The organism is Pseudomonas sp. Pseusp21 (assembly GCF_059492145.1).
Map to the genome: position 1 here is coordinate 3,881,526 of NZ_CP168520.1, position 18,107 is coordinate 3,899,632.

Annotated in this window: 14 protein-coding genes; 13 read left to right on the top strand and 1 reads right to left on the bottom strand. The window is 63.3% G+C overall.

The window, feature by feature from the left end; all coding sequences use genetic code 11:
• Position 1 precedes the first annotated feature (1 nt).
• From ACEN93_RS17705 to pgaD, 11 genes are all read left to right on the top strand, one after another.
• Positions 2 to 430 carry a MarR family winged helix-turn-helix transcriptional regulator gene (locus tag ACEN93_RS17705; RefSeq protein ID WP_039773010.1) on the top strand — a complete coding sequence of 143 codons (429 nt, stop codon included), beginning with the start codon at positions 2 to 4 and terminating at the stop codon, positions 428 to 430.
• The gene (locus ACEN93_RS17710; protein ID WP_495610321.1) at positions 427 to 2,490 is read left to right on the top strand and encodes an FUSC family protein; all 2,064 of its coding nucleotides are present in this window, start codon (positions 427 to 429) and stop codon (positions 2,488 to 2,490) included. The genes ACEN93_RS17705 and ACEN93_RS17710 overlap by 4 nt, the downstream gene beginning before the upstream one ends.
• Positions 2,487 to 2,696, top strand: coding sequence for a DUF1656 domain-containing protein (locus ACEN93_RS17715; RefSeq protein ID WP_007957657.1), 210 nt, complete (start codon positions 2,487 to 2,489; stop codon positions 2,694 to 2,696). The genes ACEN93_RS17710 and ACEN93_RS17715 overlap by 4 nt, the downstream gene beginning before the upstream one ends.
• The gene (locus ACEN93_RS17720) at positions 2,693 to 3,580 is read left to right on the top strand and encodes an efflux RND transporter periplasmic adaptor subunit (protein ID WP_074689353.1); all 888 of its coding nucleotides are present in this window, start codon (positions 2,693 to 2,695) and stop codon (positions 3,578 to 3,580) included. Before ACEN93_RS17715 ends, ACEN93_RS17720 begins: the two co-directional genes overlap by 4 nt.
• Positions 3,577 to 5,019, top strand: a complete 1,443-nt coding sequence (locus ACEN93_RS17725) for an efflux transporter outer membrane subunit (protein ID WP_074689355.1) — start codon at positions 3,577 to 3,579, stop codon at positions 5,017 to 5,019. The genes ACEN93_RS17720 and ACEN93_RS17725 overlap by 4 nt, the downstream gene beginning before the upstream one ends.
• A 93-nt stretch (positions 5,020 to 5,112) precedes the next feature.
• Entirely contained in the window at positions 5,113 to 5,748 is a 636-nt protein-coding gene (locus tag ACEN93_RS17730; RefSeq protein ID WP_011331886.1) for a hypothetical protein, read from the top strand.
• A 199-nt stretch (positions 5,749 to 5,947) separates the two neighbouring features.
• Positions 5,948 to 7,453, top strand: coding sequence for a YdgA family protein (locus ACEN93_RS17735; protein WP_039773001.1), 1,506 nt, complete (start codon positions 5,948 to 5,950; stop codon positions 7,451 to 7,453).
• Between the two features lie 256 nt (positions 7,454 to 7,709).
• Entirely contained in the window at positions 7,710 to 10,190 is a 2,481-nt protein-coding gene (pgaA, locus tag ACEN93_RS17740; RefSeq protein ID WP_085667627.1) for a poly-beta-1,6 N-acetyl-D-glucosamine export porin PgaA, read from the top strand.
• A 12-nt stretch (positions 10,191 to 10,202) separates the two neighbouring features.
• Positions 10,203 to 12,200 carry a poly-beta-1,6-N-acetyl-D-glucosamine N-deacetylase PgaB gene (gene pgaB, locus ACEN93_RS17745; protein ID WP_085667628.1) on the top strand — a complete coding sequence of 666 codons (1,998 nt, stop codon included), beginning with the start codon at positions 10,203 to 10,205 and terminating at the stop codon, positions 12,198 to 12,200.
• Between the two features lies 1 nt (position 12,201).
• On the top strand, positions 12,202 to 13,557 hold the full coding sequence (pgaC, locus tag ACEN93_RS17750; RefSeq protein ID WP_039772995.1) for a poly-beta-1,6-N-acetyl-D-glucosamine synthase: 1,356 nt from the start codon (positions 12,202 to 12,204) through the stop codon (positions 13,555 to 13,557).
• Positions 13,554 to 14,087: a poly-beta-1,6-N-acetyl-D-glucosamine biosynthesis protein PgaD gene (pgaD, locus tag ACEN93_RS17755; RefSeq protein WP_074689361.1), complete on the top strand. Its 534-nt coding sequence runs from the start codon at positions 13,554 to 13,556 to the stop codon at positions 14,085 to 14,087. Before pgaC ends, pgaD begins: the two co-directional genes overlap by 4 nt.
• On the opposite strand, the gene ACEN93_RS17760 is transcribed toward pgaD, so the two are convergent.
• Positions 14,080 to 15,609 carry an FAD-dependent oxidoreductase gene (locus tag ACEN93_RS17760; protein ID WP_074689363.1) on the bottom strand — a complete coding sequence of 510 codons (1,530 nt, stop codon included), beginning with the start codon at positions 15,607 to 15,609 and terminating at the stop codon, positions 14,080 to 14,082. The genes pgaD and ACEN93_RS17760 overlap by 8 nt on opposite strands.
• 139 nt (positions 15,610 to 15,748) lie before the next feature.
• On the opposite strand from ACEN93_RS17760, the gene ACEN93_RS17765 reads away from it, so the two are divergent.
• Together ACEN93_RS17765 and ACEN93_RS17770 are read left to right on the top strand one after the other, a co-directional pair.
• Positions 15,749 to 16,309, top strand: a complete 561-nt coding sequence (locus tag ACEN93_RS17765) for a YbhB/YbcL family Raf kinase inhibitor-like protein (protein ID WP_074689365.1) — start codon at positions 15,749 to 15,751, stop codon at positions 16,307 to 16,309.
• Between the two features lie 88 nt (positions 16,310 to 16,397).
• Entirely contained in the window at positions 16,398 to 18,086 is a 1,689-nt protein-coding gene (locus ACEN93_RS17770; protein WP_495610322.1) for a vWA domain-containing protein, read from the top strand.
• The last annotated feature ends 21 nt before the right edge of the window (positions 18,087 to 18,107 follow it).

Below are 18,107 nucleotides of genomic sequence, written 5' to 3' on the forward strand. Positions count from 1 at the left end.
GATGAACATCAGCAGTGCCATGGTGGTGGCCGCCAGGCATTGGCGGAAGATCTGCCAGACCACGCTGGTCAACTATGGAATTTCCGAAGCCTGCGCCGTCCCGTTGTTGATGATCGGGCGGTTGGGCGAGGGTGTGCGCCAGGTGCAGGTGGCACAGGCGGCGGGGATGGAGTCGCCGTCGCTGGTGCGCCTGCTCGATCAGTTGTGTCACGCCGGGTTTGTCTGCCGCACCGAAGATGCCCAGGACCGTCGCGCCAAATGCCTGAGCCTGACCGACGCCGGCCGTGAGCTGGTGCAAGCGGTGGAGGCGCAACTGGTACGTCTGCGTCATGAAGTGCTCGAAGGCATCGACCAGCGCGATCTGGAGGCTACGCTTCGAGTACTGAGAGCTTTTGAGGCGGCCACTCCGCCAACGGTGATCAATCCGTGAACGGGTTCTTTTCCGGCATGCCCCCGGCGCGGGACTGGTTCTACGGGATCCGCACGTTTGCGGCTTCGATGACCGCGCTGTACATCGCCTTGCTCATGCAGATGCCCCGTCCGTACTGGGCGATGGCCACGGTGTACATCGTTTCCAGCCCGTTCCTCGGCCCGACCAGTTCCAAGGCGCTGTATCGCGCGATCGGCACGTTTCTCGGTGCGGCGGCGGCGGTGTTGTTCGTGCCGATGTTCGTGCAGAGCCCATACGTGCTGGTGGTGGTCATCGCCCTGTGGACGGGGATTTTGCTGTTCCTGTCCCTGCACCTGCGCACCGCCAACAACTACGCGCTGATGCTGGCCGGCTACACCTTGCCGTTGATCGCCCTGCCGGTGGTGGATAACCCGTTGGCGGTGTGGGACGTGGCCGAGTCGCGGACTGAAGAGATCTTTCTCGGCATCGCCGTGGCGGCGGTGGTCGGCGCGATGTTCTGGCCACGACGCCTGGCACCGGTGTTCAACGATGCCGTGGGCAAATGGTTCGCCGACGCCACGACTTACAGCCTGAAATTCCTCAGCCGCGACGTCCAGCCTGAAGAAGTCACCGCCCTGCGCATGGCGATGGTCGGCAGTTTCAACAGCCTGGAATTGATGATCGGCCAGTTGCCGCACGAAGGTGCGCGGCCGCAAACCGTACGCAACACCAAGGAATTGCGCGGGCGGATGATCCACCTGCTGCCGGTGATCGATGCCCTCGAAGATTCGCTGTACGCCCTCGAACGGCGCACGCCCGAGCTGGTGGAAAAGTTCGCACCACTGCTCACCGCGACCCGCGAATGGCTCGGCCACAAAGACGCCGATCTGGAACGCTGGCAAGCGCTGCGGGATCAGCTCGAAGCGCTGCAACCGAGCGCCGAAACCCTCGAAGATCGCAAGCAGTTGCTGTTTTCCAACGCGCTGTATCGCCTCGGCGAATTCATCGATCTGTGGCAGGACTGCCGCAGCCTGCAGGACGCGATCCTGTGCGAGCGCCAGGACAGCTGGCGCGCGGTCTATCGCCACTGGCGCCTCGGTCGCCTGACGCCATTCATCGACCGCGGGCTGATGCTGTATTCGGTGGCCTCAACCATTCTGGCGATCATCGTTGCCTCGGTGTTGTGGATCCTGCTGGGCTGGACCGACGGCGGCAGCGCGGTGATTCTGGCGGCGGTGTCGTGCAGCTTCTTCGCCTCGATGGACGACCCGGCGCCGCAGATTTACCGGTTCTTTTTCTGGACCGGAATGTCGGTGCTGTTTGCCAGTCTGTACCTGTTTCTGGTGCTGCCGAACCTGCACGATTTCCCGATGCTGGTGCTGGCATTCGCGGTGCCGTTCATCTGTGTCGGCACCCTGACGGTGCAGCCACGCTTCTACCTCGGCATGCTGCTGACGCTGGTCAACACCTCGTCGTTCATCAGCATTTCCGGTGCTTACGACGCGGACTTCTTTGCCTTCGTCAATTCCAACCTGGCGGGCCCGATTGGGTTGTTGTTCGCGTTTATCTGGACCCTGATCGCCCGGCCGTTCGGCGCCGAACTGGCGGCCAAACGCCTGACCCGTTTCAGCTGGAAAGACATCGTCAGCATGACCGAACCGGCCAACCTCGCCGAGCACCGGCAACTGGGCGTGCAACTGCTCGACCGCCTGATGCAGCACCTGCCGCGTCTGGCGCTGACCGGCCAGGACACTGGCATCGCCATGCGCGAAGTGCGCGTGGGGCTGAACCTGCTCGACCTGCTCGCCTACACACCGCGAGTGACGGGCGCGCCGAACGCGCTGCTCAAGCAAGTGGTGGCAGAGGTCGGCGAGTATTTCCGGGCCTGTCTCAAGGCCGGCGAACGCCTGCCAGCGCCAAGCGCCTTGCTGATGACCATGGATCGCACCCGCCGCGCGCTCAACGGCCACGGCGATGAAGAAACCCGGCTCAACCTGTTGCACGCCTTGAGCGGTTTGCGCCTGGCGCTGTTGCCCGGCGTGGAATTCGTTTCCAACGCAGAGCCCGAAGAACCGCTGCCCGAAGGAGCGCCCCTATGATCGGTGATCTGGATATCAGCGGCATTTTCCTGCCGACCCTGTTGGTGTTGATGGGCATCACTTATGTGCTGTTTGTGTTGGTACACGGCGTGCTCACACGCCTGCATTTCTACCGTCTGGTCTGGCACCGGGCATTGTTCAACGTGGCTCTCTACGCCGTGATGCTGTACGGCGTGGATTCACTCAGTCGATACCTGATGACATGAAAAAACCGTTTCTGACCCTCGGTCGCGTCGTCCTGACGCTGCTGATCGTGACTTTCGCCGTCGTCGTGGTCTGGCGCATGGTGATGTATTACATGTTCGCGCCCTGGACCCGCGACGGCCACATTCGCGCCGACATCGTGCAGATCGCCCCGGACGTGTCCGGGCTGATCCAGCAGGTCGAAGTGAAGGACAACCAGTTGGTGAAGCGCGGCCAGGTGCTGTTCAGCATCGACCAGGACCGTTTCAAACTGGCGTTGCGCCAGGCCAGGGCGGCGGTTGCTGATCGCGAAGAAACCCTGGCTCAGGCGCAGCGTGAAGCCAAGCGTAACCGTGGTCTGGGCAATCTGGTGCCAGCCGAACAGCTGGAAGAAAGCCTGTCGAAAGTGGCCCGCGCGCAATCGGCCCTGGCCGAAGCGCTGGTGACGGTGGACAGCGCTCAGCTCAATCTCGACCGCTCGGTGATCCGCAGTCCGGTGGACGGCTACGTCAACGACCGTGCACCGCGCTCGCAGGAATTCGTTACTGCCGGGCGTCCGGTGTTGTCGGTGGTCGACAGCAATTCGTTCCACATCGACGGCTATTTCGAAGAGACCAAACTCGACGGCATCCATGTCGGGCAGTCGGTGGATATCCGCGTGATCGGCGACCGCGCCCGCCTGCGCGGGCATGTCGAAAGCATCGTCGCCGGTATCGAAGACCGCGACCGTTCGAGCGGCAGCAACCTGCTGCCCAACGTCAACCCGGCGTTCAGCTGGGTGCGTCTGGCGCAACGGATTCCGGTGCGCATTGCCTTCGACGACGTGCCGGATGACTTCCGCATGATCGCCGGGCGTACCGCCACCGTGTCGATCATCGACGATCAACCGCAGGAGCCCGCGCAATGAACAGGGCCCTGATGGTCGCCGGGCTGGGCGTGATGCTGTCGGCCTGCTCGATGGTCGGGCCGGACTACCACGTGCCCGAAGACGCGGCGATCCAGCGCAAGGATTTCCAGGGCGACCTGGCGGTGGCCGGCAAACCGGTGGTGTCGGCCCCGGTGCCGGCGGACTGGTGGCGGCTGTATCAGGATCCGCGTCTGGATCAACTGGTGCAGCAGGCCATGGCATCCAACACCGATCTGAGGGTGGCGGCGGCGAACCTGTCGCGGGCCCGTGCCCAGGTCGATGAAGCCGAGGCGGCCGGTGGCTGGAGCGGCGGCGTGAAAATGGGCGCGCAACGCTTGCAGGAATCCGGCGAGGCGTTCCTGCTGCCGGAGAAAGTGCCGGTGGCCAACATCGGCGATATCGGCATCAGCGCGTCCTATCAGTTCGACCTGTGGGGCACGCTGCAACGCGGGATAGAAGCGGCGAAGGCCAATGCCGACGCAACCCAGGCCGCTGCCGACACCGCACGTATCACCCTGGTCGCCGACGTGGTGCGGGCCTACACCCAGGTCTGCGCGGCGAACGAGGAGCGGGAAATCGCCCAGCATTCCCTCGATCTGCAATCCCAGAGCACCACGCTGATCCAGCGTCTGCGCGACGCCGGGCGCGGCGATGAAACCCAGGTCACCCGTTCGCAGACCCAGTTCAAATCCCTGCGCGCCGACATGCCGCGCTATGAGGCGGCGCGGCAGGCCGGGTTGTTCCGTCTGTCGATGCTGCTGGCCAAGCCTGTCGATCAACTGCCGGCCGGCACCGCGACCTGCGCCGAACTGCCGAAAATCGCTCAACTGGTGCCGGTGGGCGATGGCGCCGCGCTGCTCAAGCGCCGGCCGGACATCCGCCAGGCCGAGCGGCGTCTGGCGGCCGCGACCGCCGGGATCGGTATCGCCACCGGCGAGCTGTACCCGGACATCAGTTTCGGCGCGACAATCGGCACCGTCGGCATTCTCGACAACCTGGGCAAACCGTCCACCAATCGCTGGGGCTTCGGCCCGTCGCTGAGCTGGAGCGTGCCGACCAACGGCGCCCGGGCCCGCATCCGTGAAGCCGAAGCCACCACCCAAGGCGCGCTGGCGCATTTCGACGGCGTGGTGCTCAACGCCATCCGCGAAACCCAGACCGGCCTGTCCCAGTACTCCGCGCTGCTGCAACGCCGCGATGCACTGGCCGATGCCGAACAGTCGGCAAAACTGGCGGCGGACCAGACGCACCGCTTTTTCCAGGCCGGCCGCGAGTCGTTCCTCGCCGATCTCCAGGCCACCCGCACCTACACCGACGTCACCGCGCAACTGGCCGCCGCCAACACCCAGGTTGCCATGAGCCAGATCGATTTGTTCCTCGCCCTGGGCGGCGGTTGGGAAAGCGGACGAACGCAAGCCTCGAGCGCCAGCAAACCCTGAGGCCGTTGCTATGCTTTGAGGTATTGAAAGGGCGCCCCGAACCAGGCGCCTTTTCAGTGCACATCGCTAGCGCAGGTCTAGGGGAAACCAATAATGAAAAACCCTTACGCTCTTGGCTTCTGGTGCGCCCTGGTAGCCTTGGTGCTGCTGTCGGCCACCTATTTCTACGGCATCATGCTGGCCCACCAGATCGACAAGGCAATGGTCTTTCTCGACAGCACCGTGGCGCTGATCGCGGTCATGGCGATCGTGGTCGTGGCGTCGGCGCTGGTACAGACCCAGCGACTCAAAAAACGCCAGCTTGAGCAAAGCAAGACGCTGCTGCTGATCTGGGACACCAAGGTCGCGCTGCGCAAAGTCGAAACCGTATTCGACCGCTACTTCTGGGGCGGCTACTGGCAGCCGGGGCGTACCTTCGCCGAAGTCATGGGCGAGCTCACCGGCACGCCGCTGGAAAAAAGCCTCGAAGCCCTGAAAAAACAATGTCTGGCCCTCGACCGGCAAGTCGCCGGCGACGGCTGGCACTGGCTCAACAACGCCCGCGAACTGTCGGACGTCGCCACGGCCATGGCCCGCGAGCGTTATCAACTGGATTTCTGCGACCCGCGCAGCGACGGGCCGGGCGGAGCGGTGATCGACCGGGATTTCGAAGTGCTGGTGTACACCTGGACCGCGAGGCTGAAAAGCTTCGACCATCAGCTGGACGAGATCGAGGTTCAATACTCCTGAGCCCGAAAAGATCGCCGAACCCGGCGATCTTTTTGTTTGTCCATGTCTTGTCGACACTCTTTAACCTTTAAACATTGGGCTGCCAGGCGCGCCCGGTGCTAATCTCCACCGCTAAATTCAGCGGAGTCGCGCCACGGCCCGGTCACGGGTTCAGGGAAGACGACCACACTTTCAGCCACGGAAATCGATCAGGTCATTCATGAATAAATCAGCAGGCGTGCTTCTCGGAATTGTTGTGGCCATTGGCGCCATCAGCGTAGGCGGGGCCTGGTACACCGGCACCAAAATCGAAGGCGTGTTGAACAATGCCGTCGCCAATGCCAACAGCGAGTTGCAGACCGCCATGGCCGGCTCCAACGGCAGTGCGTCGCTGGAACTGGTGTCGCTGGAGCGCAACACCTTCAGCAGCACCGCGCACTATCGCCTCAAGGGCGAGGGTGAAATGTTCGGCGAAGCGCCGGTCGAGCTGCTGTTCGTCGACCGCATCGAACATGGCCCGCTGCCGTTCTCGCGTCTGGTTTCGCTGAAATGGCTGCCGGTCATGGCCACCAGTCACTTTGAGCTGGAAAAGACCCCGATCACCGAAAAATGGTTTGCCGCCACCAAGGGCGCGGCGCCGCTCAAAGGTGTGGTCAATATCGGCTACGACCAGTCCACCACCGGCAACCTCGAACTGCTGCCACTGGAAGCTGCGCTGGATGACAAGTCGAACCTGAAGTTTTCCGGCTTGAACATGGATATTTCCGCCAGCGCCCAGGCCCAGAAAGTCAAGGCCGACGGCTACATGGACAGCCTGCGCCTGACCACGGTCGCCGAAGACCAGACGCCGGTGCAGATCGAACTCAATGGCCTGACCCTGGCCAGCAATCTCGCCAAGAGCACCTACGGCTACTACACCGGCGAGAACACCCTGGAGCTGACCAGCAGCAAGACTACCTTCGGCGCCAAGCAGTCGGTGCTGGGCGTGAAGAACTTCGAAATGAAGAACCGTACCGAAGAGAACGGCAGCAACGCCTCCGGCCGTGCCGACTACAAGGTCGCTGAAGTGACCCTCAACGACAAGAAGATCGGTTCGGCCAACCTGGCCATGAGCCTGAAAAACCTCGACATCCCGTCGGCAATGTCGCTGATGCAGATCTACCAGACCAAGCTGCAGCCATACGAAAAAGCCGCTGCCGAAGCCACCGCCGCCGGCCTGCCGGCACCGGAGCTGAACCTGACCGAGGCCGAGTCGACTCAGGTCAAGGCCGACCTGCAGAAACTGCTGGCGGCCGGGCCGCAACTGGCGCTGGAAGACCTGTCGCTGAAAACCGCCAACGGCGAAAGCCGGGCGAATCTGGTGCTTGATCTGACCAAGCCTGCGTCGATGGACCTGCCACCGGATCAACTGGGCAAACAGTTGATCGCGCTGCTGGACATCAATGTGTTGGTGTCCAAGCCGATGCTGGTCGACCTGCTCAGCGTGCAGGCGCAAATCGATGGCCAGACCGATGCCAAGGCCATCGTCGACCAGGCCAGCGCTGGCGCTGACATGTTCGCCGGCATGGCCGTTGGTTCGCAGTTGGCGACCCTGGATGGCACCAACGTTGTCACCAAGCTGCATTACGCCGCCAATCAGGTTGAATTCAACGGCCAGAAGATGACCGTCGAGCAGTTCGTGGGCTTCCTGATGAGCAAGTTCGGCAGTATCGAACAGCCTCAGTAAACGCCCCGCGCTTCACCGAAACGCCCGGCCTCTGCACCCGCAGACGCCGGGCGTTTTGCTGTCTGGCATCCGGGTCAACGGTTAGCCGGGGCCAGTCATCGTCACGAATCTGAACAATTATTGTGTTCTGAATATTGATCTACGCTTGCGTGCAAGACTGCTTGGATAGCTTGGCCAGGTGATCTACCTGGCCTCCGTTACGAATTGGGCAAGGGGGGGCACTGCTACCCGGCTGGCCATGTAAGGATGCTGACGAATGCCGCGTATTGATGGTCCTGTATTACATCGTGGTTTACGCCCTTTGTTTCGAGTCGCGCTGTGCAGCCAGTTGCTCTGGCCGGCGTTCGCGTTCGCCGATACGGCCTACGATCAAATGGTGCTCGACGCCCGGGCCGGGCATTACACGCCCGCGCTGACCGTTTTGCGTCAGGTGCCGCCGGCCCAGGCCACCACCGGCCAGGTCAGCGATCACCTGCAAATCGCCAGTTGGGCCGGGCTCGACGCCGAAGTGGTGCAGGTCTACGAGACCCAGGGTCGTGGCCGCGTGCTGCCGATCCAGGCACTGACCGCCACCGCCCGGGCCTATCGCAACCTCAAGCGCTGGGATCAGGCGATCCAGGTCTACAACAAGGCCCTGACGCTGGAGCCGGACAACGCCGACCTGCAACTCGGTCTGGCGCTGACCCAGGCCGACTCCGGCAAGCCCGACGAAGGGGTGATCCGCGCCCGTTCGCTGGTCGCCGCCAAACCCGATGATCCCTCCCGCCGACTGGCGCTGGGCTACGCCCTGAATCGCGCCGGCAAGCCGTACGACGCGCTGTTCGAATACGACCAGGCCTTCATGCGCGCCGGCAACAAACCGGAGGTCGCCCGCGAATACGTGGTCGCCCTGCAAAAGGCGCGTCTGCCGGAACCGGCGCTGCGGCTTGCCAGGCAGCGTCCGGGGTTGATCGATCCCGTTACCTTGCGTCGACTGGAAGGTGATCTGGCCGCCGAACGCGTGCGCCTGGCCGAACTGGCCACCCGCAGCGAAAAAGAACGCTACGTGATCGCCGACCGCGCCCTGGCCGACTACGACCAGTTGCTCGCCACCTGGACCCCGGACGCCAGCGCCCACGATGACGTGACCCGCTGGCGCATCGACCGCATGGGCGCACTCAAGGCCCGGGCGCGCACCGCCGAAGTCATCAGCGAATACCAGAAGCTGCAAGCCGAAGGCGTGAAGATCCCGACCTACGCCCTGCGCTGGGTGGCAGCGTCCTATCTGGATCAGCGCCAGCCGGAAATCGCCACCGATCTCTACCGTCAGGTGCTGGCGGCGCCGGACGCCGATGTCGGCGACCGACTCGAAGACACCACGGCGCTGTATTACGCGCTGCTGGAAAGCGACCGCGCCGAAGAGGCGCGCAAGGTCGCTGAGGATCAGGCCAAGGCGCAGAAGCCGCGTGTCGAACTCAAGGGCTTGCCGATCGGCAACCCCAACGATGAATGGATGGACGCCCAGCAACTGGCGGCACAGGCCGGCACCTACGGTTCCGACCTGCCTCACGGCGAAGAGCGCTTGCAGACCCTGGTGGACCAGGCGCCGGGCAACATCGGCCTGCGCCTGGCCCAGGCCGACCTGTACCTGGCTCGCAATTGGCCGCGCCGCGCGGAAAACCAGCTCAAGGAAACCGAGAGCATCGCGCCGCGCGACATGGGCCTGGAAGTCGCGCAGGCCCGCACCGCCATGGACTTGCAGGAATGGCGGCAGATGGATGCGCTGACCGATGACGTGGTGGCGCGTTTTCCCGACAACCGTCAGGTCCAGCGTCTGGCCCGTGAACGTGAAGTGCACGACATGTCCGAGCTGCGCGTCGAGGCCTATGGCGGCAAGGCCAACGGTGGCAGCGGTGGCGATGCCGGCGCGGTCACCGGCAGCCGGGATTTCGGCATCCAGACCACCCTCTACAGCCCGCCAATCGATGAAGACTGGCGAGTGTTCGCCGGGGCCGGTTACGCCACCGGCGATTTTGCCGAAGGCACCGGCCACCATCGCTTCCAGCGTGTCGGTCTGGAGCGTCGCACCCGCGACATGACCCTCGAAGCCGAAGTGTCGAACCATTCCTATGGTTTCGGCGACAAGCAGGGTGCGCGCCTGGCGATTGCCCGCGACATCGACGATCACTGGCAATACGGCGGCAGCCTCGAATACCTCTCGGCCGAAACCCCGCTGCGGGCATTGAACAGCGACATCAAGGCCAACGGCGGCAGCGGTTTCATCCGCTGGCGCGCCAACGAGAGCCGCGAGTGGCGGCTGGCGGTCAGCCCGTCGCACTTCAGCGACGGCAACAACCGTGTCGAAGCCTTGCTGACCGGAAAAGAGGGCGTCTACAGCGCGCCGAACCTGCAAGTCGATGCGGGCCTGGAAGTGGGCACCAGCCACAACTCCAAGTCCGATGACGTGCCGTACTTCAACCCGAAGTCGGACTTCAGCGTCATGCCGCTGCTCAACGTCAATCACGTGCTGTACCACCGCTACGAAACCGTCTGGAGCCAGCAGTTCCAGGCCGGAGCGGGCACTTACAGCCAGCGTGATCACGGCACCGGCGGCATGGCATTGCTCGGTTACGGCCAGCGCTACGCCTGGAACGACGTGTTCGAGGTGGGCGGTTTGTTCAGCGTGATCAACCGGCCCTACGACGGTGACCGGGAAACCGATCTGCGTCTGCTCGTCGACCTCACTTTCCGCTTCTAGAAGAGTTTGAAGATGCCTTTGATTTCGCGTTTCTTCCTTCTGCTGGGAGTGCTGCTGGTCAGCGCCTGCGCCCAGCAAGCCCCGGCCTTCGTGCCGCCGTCCGAGCGACCGCTGGCAGCCAATGAAAAGCCCTGGCCGAAAAACCACGTGCTGGGCATTGCCTACCATGACGTCGAAGATCGTGACCCCGATCAGGCGGTGGTGGCGGTGCGCACCGAGCGCCTGCTTGAGCAACTCGCCTGGCTGCGGGAAAACAACTACAAACCGGTGACGGTCGACCAGATCATGGCCGCGCGCAAAGGCGGGCCGGAACTGCCGCCCAAGGCGATCCTGCTCAGCTTCGACGACGGTTACTCAAGCTTCTACACCCGCGTGTTGCCGGTGTTGCGCGCCTACAACTGGCATGCGCTGCTGGCGCCGGTCGGCACCTGGATCGACACGCCGCTGAACCAGCCGGTGGATTTCGCCGGTACACCGCGTGCGCGCTCCGACTTCCTGACCTGGGCTCAGGTGCGGGAAATCTCGCAATCGGGTCTGGTGGAAATCGCCGCTCACACCGATGCCAATCACAAAGGCATTCTCGCCAACCCGCAAGGCAACCTGCAGCCGGCGGCCGCGACCCGCCGCTACGATCCGGTGAGCAAACGCTACGAATCCGAGGCCGATTTCCAGGCGCGGATCCGCGCCGACGTGCAGGCGATCTCGGAGAAGATCCGCAAGAACACCGGTAAGAAACCGCGCGTCTGGGTCTGGCCTTACGGCACGGCGGACGGCACGTCGCTGACCGTGGTCAGCGAAGAGGGCTATGAAATGGCCCTGACCCTCGATGACGGCCTCGATGCCCTCGACAACCTGATGAGCGGGCCGCGTTTCCTGGTCGCCTCTGACCCTGACGGCGAGCACTTCGCCAACAGCGTGGTCGGCGTGCAATCGGATTTCACCATGCGCGTGGTCCACGTCGATCTGGACAACGTCTACGACCCGGACCCGGCGCAGCAGGAAATCAACCTCGGCAAACTGATCCAGCGCATGGCTGACATGGGCGCCAACACGGTGTTCCTGCAAGCCTTCGCCGATCCGAAGGGCGATGGGCTGGTGCATTCGTTGTACTTCCCCAACCGTCATCTGCCGATGCGCGCCGACCTGTTCGACCGCGTCGCCTGGCAACTGCGTACCCGGGCTCACGTGAAGGTCTTTGCGTGGATGCCGGTGCTGAGTTTCGAACTGGATTCGAAGCTGCCACGGGTGACGCGCTGGGATCCGAAGACCGGCACGACCGCGGTCGACCCGGATCAATACAAACGCTTGTCGCCGTTCGATCCCGAAGTGCGGCGGATCATCGGTGAGATCTACGAAGACGTGGCACGCCTGACCTCGGTCGACGGCATTCTCTACCACGACGACGCGGTGCTTTCGGACTTCGAAGACGCCGGCCCGCAGGCGCTGAAGGCTTATGCCGCGAACGGTTTGCCGGACTCGATCGCCGCCCTGCGTGACGATCCGGAAGCCATGCAGCGCTGGACGCGCTTCAAGAGCCGCTACCTGATCGACTTCACCAATGAGCTGACCGCCAAGGTGCGCGCGATTCGTGGCCCGCAAGTGCTCACCGCGCGCAACATCTTCGCCGAGCCAGTGCTCAATCCGCACAGCGAAGCGTGGTTCGCGCAGAACCTCGATGACTTCCTCGGGACTTACGACTGGACGGCGCCGATGGCCATGCCGCTCATGGAAAAACAGACGTATGCGCAGTCCGGCCCGTGGCTCGAAGCGCTGGTGGCGAAGATCAAACAGCGCCCCGGTGCGCTGAATCGCACGGTGTTCGAATTGCAGGCCCGGGACTGGACGAAAAAGGACCAGACCGACATCGACGGCGCGCAACTGGCCGACTGGATGAGCCGCCTCAAGCGTCAGGGCGCCACCAGTTTCGGCTACTACCCGGACAACTTTCTCGAGAACCTGCCGGACCTGAAAACCGTGCGGCCTGCGCTCTCCAACAAATGGAACCCATGACATGCTGGATAGACTGCTGGCCCTGCTTGTTCTGGCGATCGTCCTCGGCGTCCCGCTGGGGCTGATCTTCCTGGTCACCGGGCAATTCCTGATGGACTTCGTGTTCTTCTACCCGCTGTTCATGTCCGGGTTGTGGATTTCCGGTGGCCTGTATTTCTGGCTGCACTGGGAGCGGCACTGGCCGTGGAAGGACGACACCCTGCCGCCACCGCTGGAAGGCGAACCGCTGATTTCGATCCTGATCCCTTGCTACAACGAGGGCGACAACGCCGCCGACACCATCCACGCGGCGCTGGCGCAGCACTACCCGAACATCGAAGTCATCGCGATCAACGACGGCTCCAAGGACAACACCGCCGAAGTGCTGGATGCACTGGCCAAGGAAGATCCACGGCTGCGGGTGCTGCACCTGGCGGAAAACCAGGGCAAGGCCGTGGCCCTGCGCATGGGCGCCATCGCTGCGCGCAGTGAATATCTGGTGTGCATCGACGGTGACGCGCTGCTGGCGCCGAACACTGCTGCTTATCTGGTGGCGCCGATGCTCGACAACGCACGACTGGGCGCGGTGACCGGCAACCCACGGATCCGCACGCGTTCGACATTGGTCGGGCGGGTTCAGGTCGGTGAGTTCTCGTCGATCATCGGGCTGATCAAGCGCACTCAGCGGGTGTTCGGGCGGATCTTCACCGTGTCCGGTGTGATCGTCGCGTTCCGCCGCACGGCGCTGAACCGGGTTGGCTACTGGAGCCCGGACATGATCACCGAAGACATCGACATCAGCTGGAAGCTGCAACTGGACCACTGGAGCATCTTTTACGAGCCCCGTGCCCTGTGCTGGATCCTGATGCCGGAAACCCTGCGTGGTCTGTGGAAGCAGCGTCTGCGCTGGGCCCAGGGCGGCGCCGAAGTGCTGTTCAAGAACATTCGCGGAATCTGGCAGTACCGCCATCGTTACCTGTGGCCGCTGCTGTTCGAATACTGCCTGTCGACCGGTTGGGCGTTCACCTTCCTGTTGTCGGTGATTTTCTGGGCCGTCGGCAAGTTTGTGGTCATGCCTGAAGCGATTGCGGTCGATCACCTGATGCCGCCGGCGTTCACCGGTCTGCTGCTGGCGTTTGTCTGTCTGGTGCAGTTCGCGGTCAGCATCATCATTGACCGGCGCTACGAACCGGGCCTGGGCAAGACCATGTTCTGGGTGGTCTGGTATCCGATCGCGTTCTGGTTCGTCAGCCTGCTGACCACGCTGGTCAGTTTCCCCAAAGTCTTGTTCGGCCAACACCAGAAGCGTGCGCGCTGGGTCAGTCCCGACCGGGGTATCAAGCCGCTCGGGAACGATGAAGAGGAGGTTATCAAATGAAAATCATCCGGACCCGCCAACGGCCGTTTCTGGTGGTGGTCGATGCGTTCTTCACCGTGCTGGCCTGGATCGGCCTGCTGTATCTGCTGGCGCGCGGTTTATGGCCGCTGATCGAGACCCACGAAGGCGGGCCACGCATCGACAACTCGGCATTCGAAGCCCTCGGCACCTTGCAGATTTACCTGTGGGTGGCTTTAGTCAACGCGGTGATCCTGATCGGCTGGGCGCGCTATCAGCAACGCAAGAGCCGAAGTTTCGCCCAGCGCCGCTTGCCGTCCCCGGTGGTCGACGATGAGGGGCTGAGCCGCAGCTTCAAGCTGTGCGACGAGCGCTTTCAGAAACTGCGCGGGCCGGGCGTGATGACCATCCACAACGATCAGGACGGCGACGTCAGTCATGTGGTGCCGCATCTGTGGCCGGTTCAGCCGCAGGAGCTCCCGCCACCGCTGGCGCCACTCGAGCATCCTCGGGTGATATTTCTGCACGCCGAGGACGACGACAACCGCGAGCCGCTGAACCGGATCACCTGACGGCGCGAATCAGCCGCCAGGCTTCATCCATCGGCAGCGGTCGTTTCATGCGTTCGGCCAGCAGCGCCATCGCTCGCTCCTCTTCGCAGGCCACCGCCGCCACCACCACGCCCTTGCTCCCGAACAGCCCGATAAATGGCGGCTGTTCGGGTTCGCCGATGAATTCCACTGCGTCCCACTGCTCGGCGTGACCGAGATAGTCGTAGTTGCGGCCGAAATGCCAGGTCCAGAAATACGGCACGTCGAGATAATGCTCGTCGCCACCGAGCAGGTTGGCGGCGGCGATTCGCGCGTGCTGCTGGGCCAGGCGCCAGTGTTCGATGCGTTGTGGTTTGCCGTTCAGCGGGAAGGTGGCGATATCGCCAATCGCCCACAGGTTGTCGGTGACGCGCAGGCTGGCATCGACCAACAGTGATTGATCGTCCTCGCGCGGCAAGTCGCCGAACGCTTCGGTGGCTGGATGTACGCTAATTCCCGCCAACACCAGATCCGCCGACAGGCGCAGGCCATTGTCGAGCAACACCGCCTCGACCTTGCCATCTCCGGTGATCTCCCTGGCTTCGTGATCGGTGATGAATTTCACGCCGTTTTCTTCGTGCAGTGCCCGGATCGCCTTGCCGACGGCTTCACCGAATTGCGCCGCGAAGGGAATCGCGTGACGGGCCAGCACCGTCACCTCGAGACCGTGTTGGCGCAAGGCTGAAGCACATTCAAGGGCAATGAAGCTGTCACCAATGATCACCGCGCGCTGGCCCGGTTGGGCGGCGTCCATGATGGATTGCGCCTGGGTTCTTGAGCGCAGGACAAACACCTGGGGCAGGTCGGCCCCGGGTAACTCCAATGCGTTGGGCGTCGCGCCGGTGGCCAGCACCGCCGCGCTGTAATGCAGTGTGCGGCCATCGCTCAGGTGAAGGGTTTTGGTATCGGCATCGAGCCCGGTGACCTCGCCTGAAACCCGGTTGATGTGCTGTTCGCGGTAAAAATCGTCTTCGCGCAGGGGCGGGGTTTCCGGCGGCGGCATTTCCCCGGACAGCACGAATTTGCTCAGCACTGTGCGGTCGTAGCCGGCGTCCGGCTCGCGGTCGATCAGCACGATTCGCCCGCCGAAGCCTTTTTCCCGCAGGGCGGCGGCGCAGGCCGTTCCCCCGGCACCGGCGCCGACGATGACAAAGGTGCGCGGATCGTCCTGCGGCGGGGTGTGCGGATCCGGCAGTGGTTGGTCATCGACCCACACCTCGTCGCCGCGCAGTTCCAGCGGATAACGCTTGAGGCTGTCCAGCGCCGGTGGCTCGCACAACGCGCCATCTTCGGCACGAAAAGCTGCCTTGTGCCACGGGCAGATCAGCCGGCCGTGGCACAACGCACCTTCCGCCAGCGGCGCGCCGGCGTGCGGGCATTGCCCCTGAAAGGCGCGCAACTGGCCGGCGGCGCGCAGCAGGACGATCTTGCAGTCGCCGATCTGCACCTCCAGCCCACGGTCTTCAGGCACATCGGCGAAACGGGCGACACGGTGCAGGGTCATGGTCGTGCTCCTCACAGGCATTTCTCTTACGAGTTTGGGCTGCATTGCGAGGTTCAGCCATTTCCCACTGCCACGGCACGAACGGTACGGCTATAGTTTGCAGGCCGACGAAGGCCCAACTGCACAAGGTGCTCCCGGAATGACCCGATTGACCTCTCTCAACCCTTGGCTGGCGGCCGTTGCCGTCGCCCTTTGCGTGCAGTTTCCGGCGCAGGCCCAGGAGCGTTTCACCCTCAGCATTCCCGGCGTGTCGGATAACCGCCTGTTCACCTCGGCGGCGGCCAGCGATGCAGCCGGTTGCGGCGGCAAGAACCAGTCGCCGGCCCTGAGCTGGAATGCCGGCCCGGCCGGAACCCTGAGCTACGCCATCGTCATGCACGATCCGGACGGCCAGAAAGGCGCAGGCGTCGATCACTGGGTTCACTACGGCATCAAGGCCACAACCCGGCAGATTCCCGCCGGCGTTGGAGCGAAATCGGCACTTGAAGGCGTCGGTGGCACCAACAGCAAAGGCACCACCAGCTACATCGGCCCGTGCCCGCCGGTGGGCGACAGCGCGCACCATTACATCATCCAGATCTATGCCCTGGATCTGGCCCCGGACGCCTTGCCTGCCGGCCTGACCCGCGCCCAGTTGATGGAAAAAATCAAAGGCCACGTGCTGCGCAACAGCAGTGCGGTGCGGCGCTATCACCGCTGAAAAAAATTTCGGCGAGGTTTAACCCGAACGCAAAGGGCTGCCCGTCTCAGGGGATGAATGGATCAATTCTTCCCCGAGGTCAGCCCCCATGTCCCTCCCTTCCACGTTTCTGCGCCCCCTTGCTGCCAGTGTGTTGCTGGTGGTTGCCGGTTGCGGCGTTTCCTCCAGCCCGGAAACCACCGTCGCGCCGCCGGCGCAGACCGAACTGAAATCCTCCGTGCAGCCTGAAGCGGTGATGGCCGACAGCGCGATGGCCAAACGCAGTGTACGGGCAGCGCCGATCGCCAGTTTTGCACCGATGCCGGCCAGTGAAAGTTATCCACAAGGCTATCGTGACGAACAACGCGAGCAGTACGCCAAGCTGGCCGACAACCCGATCCACAGCGTCGCCGAAACCCCGGTCTCGACCTTCAGTGCCGACGTCGACACCGGCGCCTACGCCAATGTTCGGCGACTGCTCAATCAGGGTCGACTGCCGCCGGAAGGCGCGGTGCGGCTGGAGGAGATGGTCAATTACTTTCCCTACGACTACGCGCTGCCGAGCGATGGCTCGCCCTTTGGCGTGACCACCGAACTGGCCGCTTCACCGTGGAACCCGCACACCCGCTTGCTGCGCATCGGCATCAAGGCCTCCGATCGCGCGGTGGCGGAACTGGCCCCGGCCAATCTGGTATTTCTGGTGGATGTGTCCGGCTCGATGGACCGCCCCGAAGGCTTGCCGCGGGTCAAAAGCACCCTGAAGTTGCTGGTCGATCAATTGCGCGAGCAGGATCGGGTTTCGCTGGTGGTGTATGCCGGCGAATCCAGAGTGGTGCTGGAGCCGACTTCCGGACGGGAAAAAGCGAAAATTCGCACAGCCATCGAGCAATTGACCGCCGGCGGCTCAACCGCTGGCGCTTCAGGCATCGAACTGGCTTACCAGATGGCGCAGCAAGCGTTCATCCCCAACGGCATCAACCGCATCCTGTTGGCCACCGACGGCGACTTCAACGTCGGCATCAGCGACTTCGACAGCCTGAAACAAATGGCTGTGGATAAACGCAAGACCGGGATTTCCCTGACCACCTTGGGTTTTGGTGTGGATAACTACAATGAACACCTGATGGAACAACTGGCCGATGCCGGTGACGGCAACTACGCCTACATCGACAACTTGCGCGAAGCGCGCAAGGTGCTGGTGGATCAACTCGGTTCGACCCTCGCCGTGGTGGCGAAAAACGTCAAGTTGCAGGTCGAGTTCAACCCGGCGCAGGTCAGCGAATACCGGCTGCTCGGCTACGAAAACCGCGCGTTGAAGCGTGAGGATTTCAGTAATGACAAGGTCGATGCCGGTGAAATCGGTGCAGGCCATACGGTGACGGCGTTGTATGAAATTGTCCCGACAGGCGGGAAGGGCTGGCTGGAACCGCTGCGTTACGGAAAAACCGATGCAGTGGTTTCCGAGAAGAAAGGAGAATTGGCCATGCTACGCGTGCGATATCAAAAGCCTGAGGGTGGGAAAAGTCTGCTGATCGAGCGGCCGATTGCCAGTCAGGTGGCGCCGGCCAGTGAGGATCTGCGTTTCGCCGCCGCCGTCGCCGCGTTTTCCCAGCAACTCAAGGACGGTCGCTACACCGGCGATTTCAGCCTCAAGGACACCGAAGCCCTGGCCCGCGGTGCCCGTGGCGATGACCGCTTCGGCCTGCGCAGCGAGTTCGTGCAGTTGGTGGAGCTGGCGCAGAGCTTGCGTACGTCCACGGCCTCCAACGCAATCTCCACCGAGCGACGGATTGAATAGTGAGCCGCCTCAAAGGCTTCA

Bases quoted from the DNA above. Each gene is read 5' to 3' on its own strand.
- ACEN93_RS17705 (WP_039773010.1), top strand. From the start codon at position 2: ATGAACATCAGCAGTGCCATGGTGGTGGCCGCCAGGCATTGGCGGAAG.
- ACEN93_RS17715 (WP_007957657.1), top strand. From the start codon at position 2,487: ATGATCGGTGATCTGGATATCAGCGGCATTTTCCTGCCGACCCTGTTG.
- ACEN93_RS17720 (WP_074689353.1), top strand. From the start codon at position 2,693: ATGAAAAAACCGTTTCTGACCCTCGGTCGCGTCGTCCTGACGCTGCTG.
- ACEN93_RS17725 (WP_074689355.1), top strand. From the start codon at position 3,577: ATGAACAGGGCCCTGATGGTCGCCGGGCTGGGCGTGATGCTGTCGGCC.
- ACEN93_RS17730 (WP_011331886.1), top strand. From the start codon at position 5,113: ATGAAAAACCCTTACGCTCTTGGCTTCTGGTGCGCCCTGGTAGCCTTG.
- ACEN93_RS17735 (WP_039773001.1), top strand. From the start codon at position 5,948: ATGAATAAATCAGCAGGCGTGCTTCTCGGAATTGTTGTGGCCATTGGC.
- pgaA (WP_085667627.1), top strand. From the start codon at position 7,710: ATGCCGCGTATTGATGGTCCTGTATTACATCGTGGTTTACGCCCTTTG.
- pgaB (WP_085667628.1), top strand. From the start codon at position 10,203: ATGCCTTTGATTTCGCGTTTCTTCCTTCTGCTGGGAGTGCTGCTGGTC.
- pgaC (WP_039772995.1), top strand. From the start codon at position 12,202: ATGCTGGATAGACTGCTGGCCCTGCTTGTTCTGGCGATCGTCCTCGGC.
- pgaD (WP_074689361.1), top strand. From the start codon at position 13,554: ATGAAAATCATCCGGACCCGCCAACGGCCGTTTCTGGTGGTGGTCGAT.
- ACEN93_RS17760 (WP_074689363.1), bottom strand. From the start codon at position 15,609: ATGACCCTGCACCGTGTCGCCCGTTTCGCCGATGTGCCTGAAGACCGT.
- ACEN93_RS17765 (WP_074689365.1), top strand. From the start codon at position 15,749: ATGACCCGATTGACCTCTCTCAACCCTTGGCTGGCGGCCGTTGCCGTC.
- ACEN93_RS17770 (WP_495610322.1), top strand. From the start codon at position 16,398: ATGTCCCTCCCTTCCACGTTTCTGCGCCCCCTTGCTGCCAGTGTGTTG.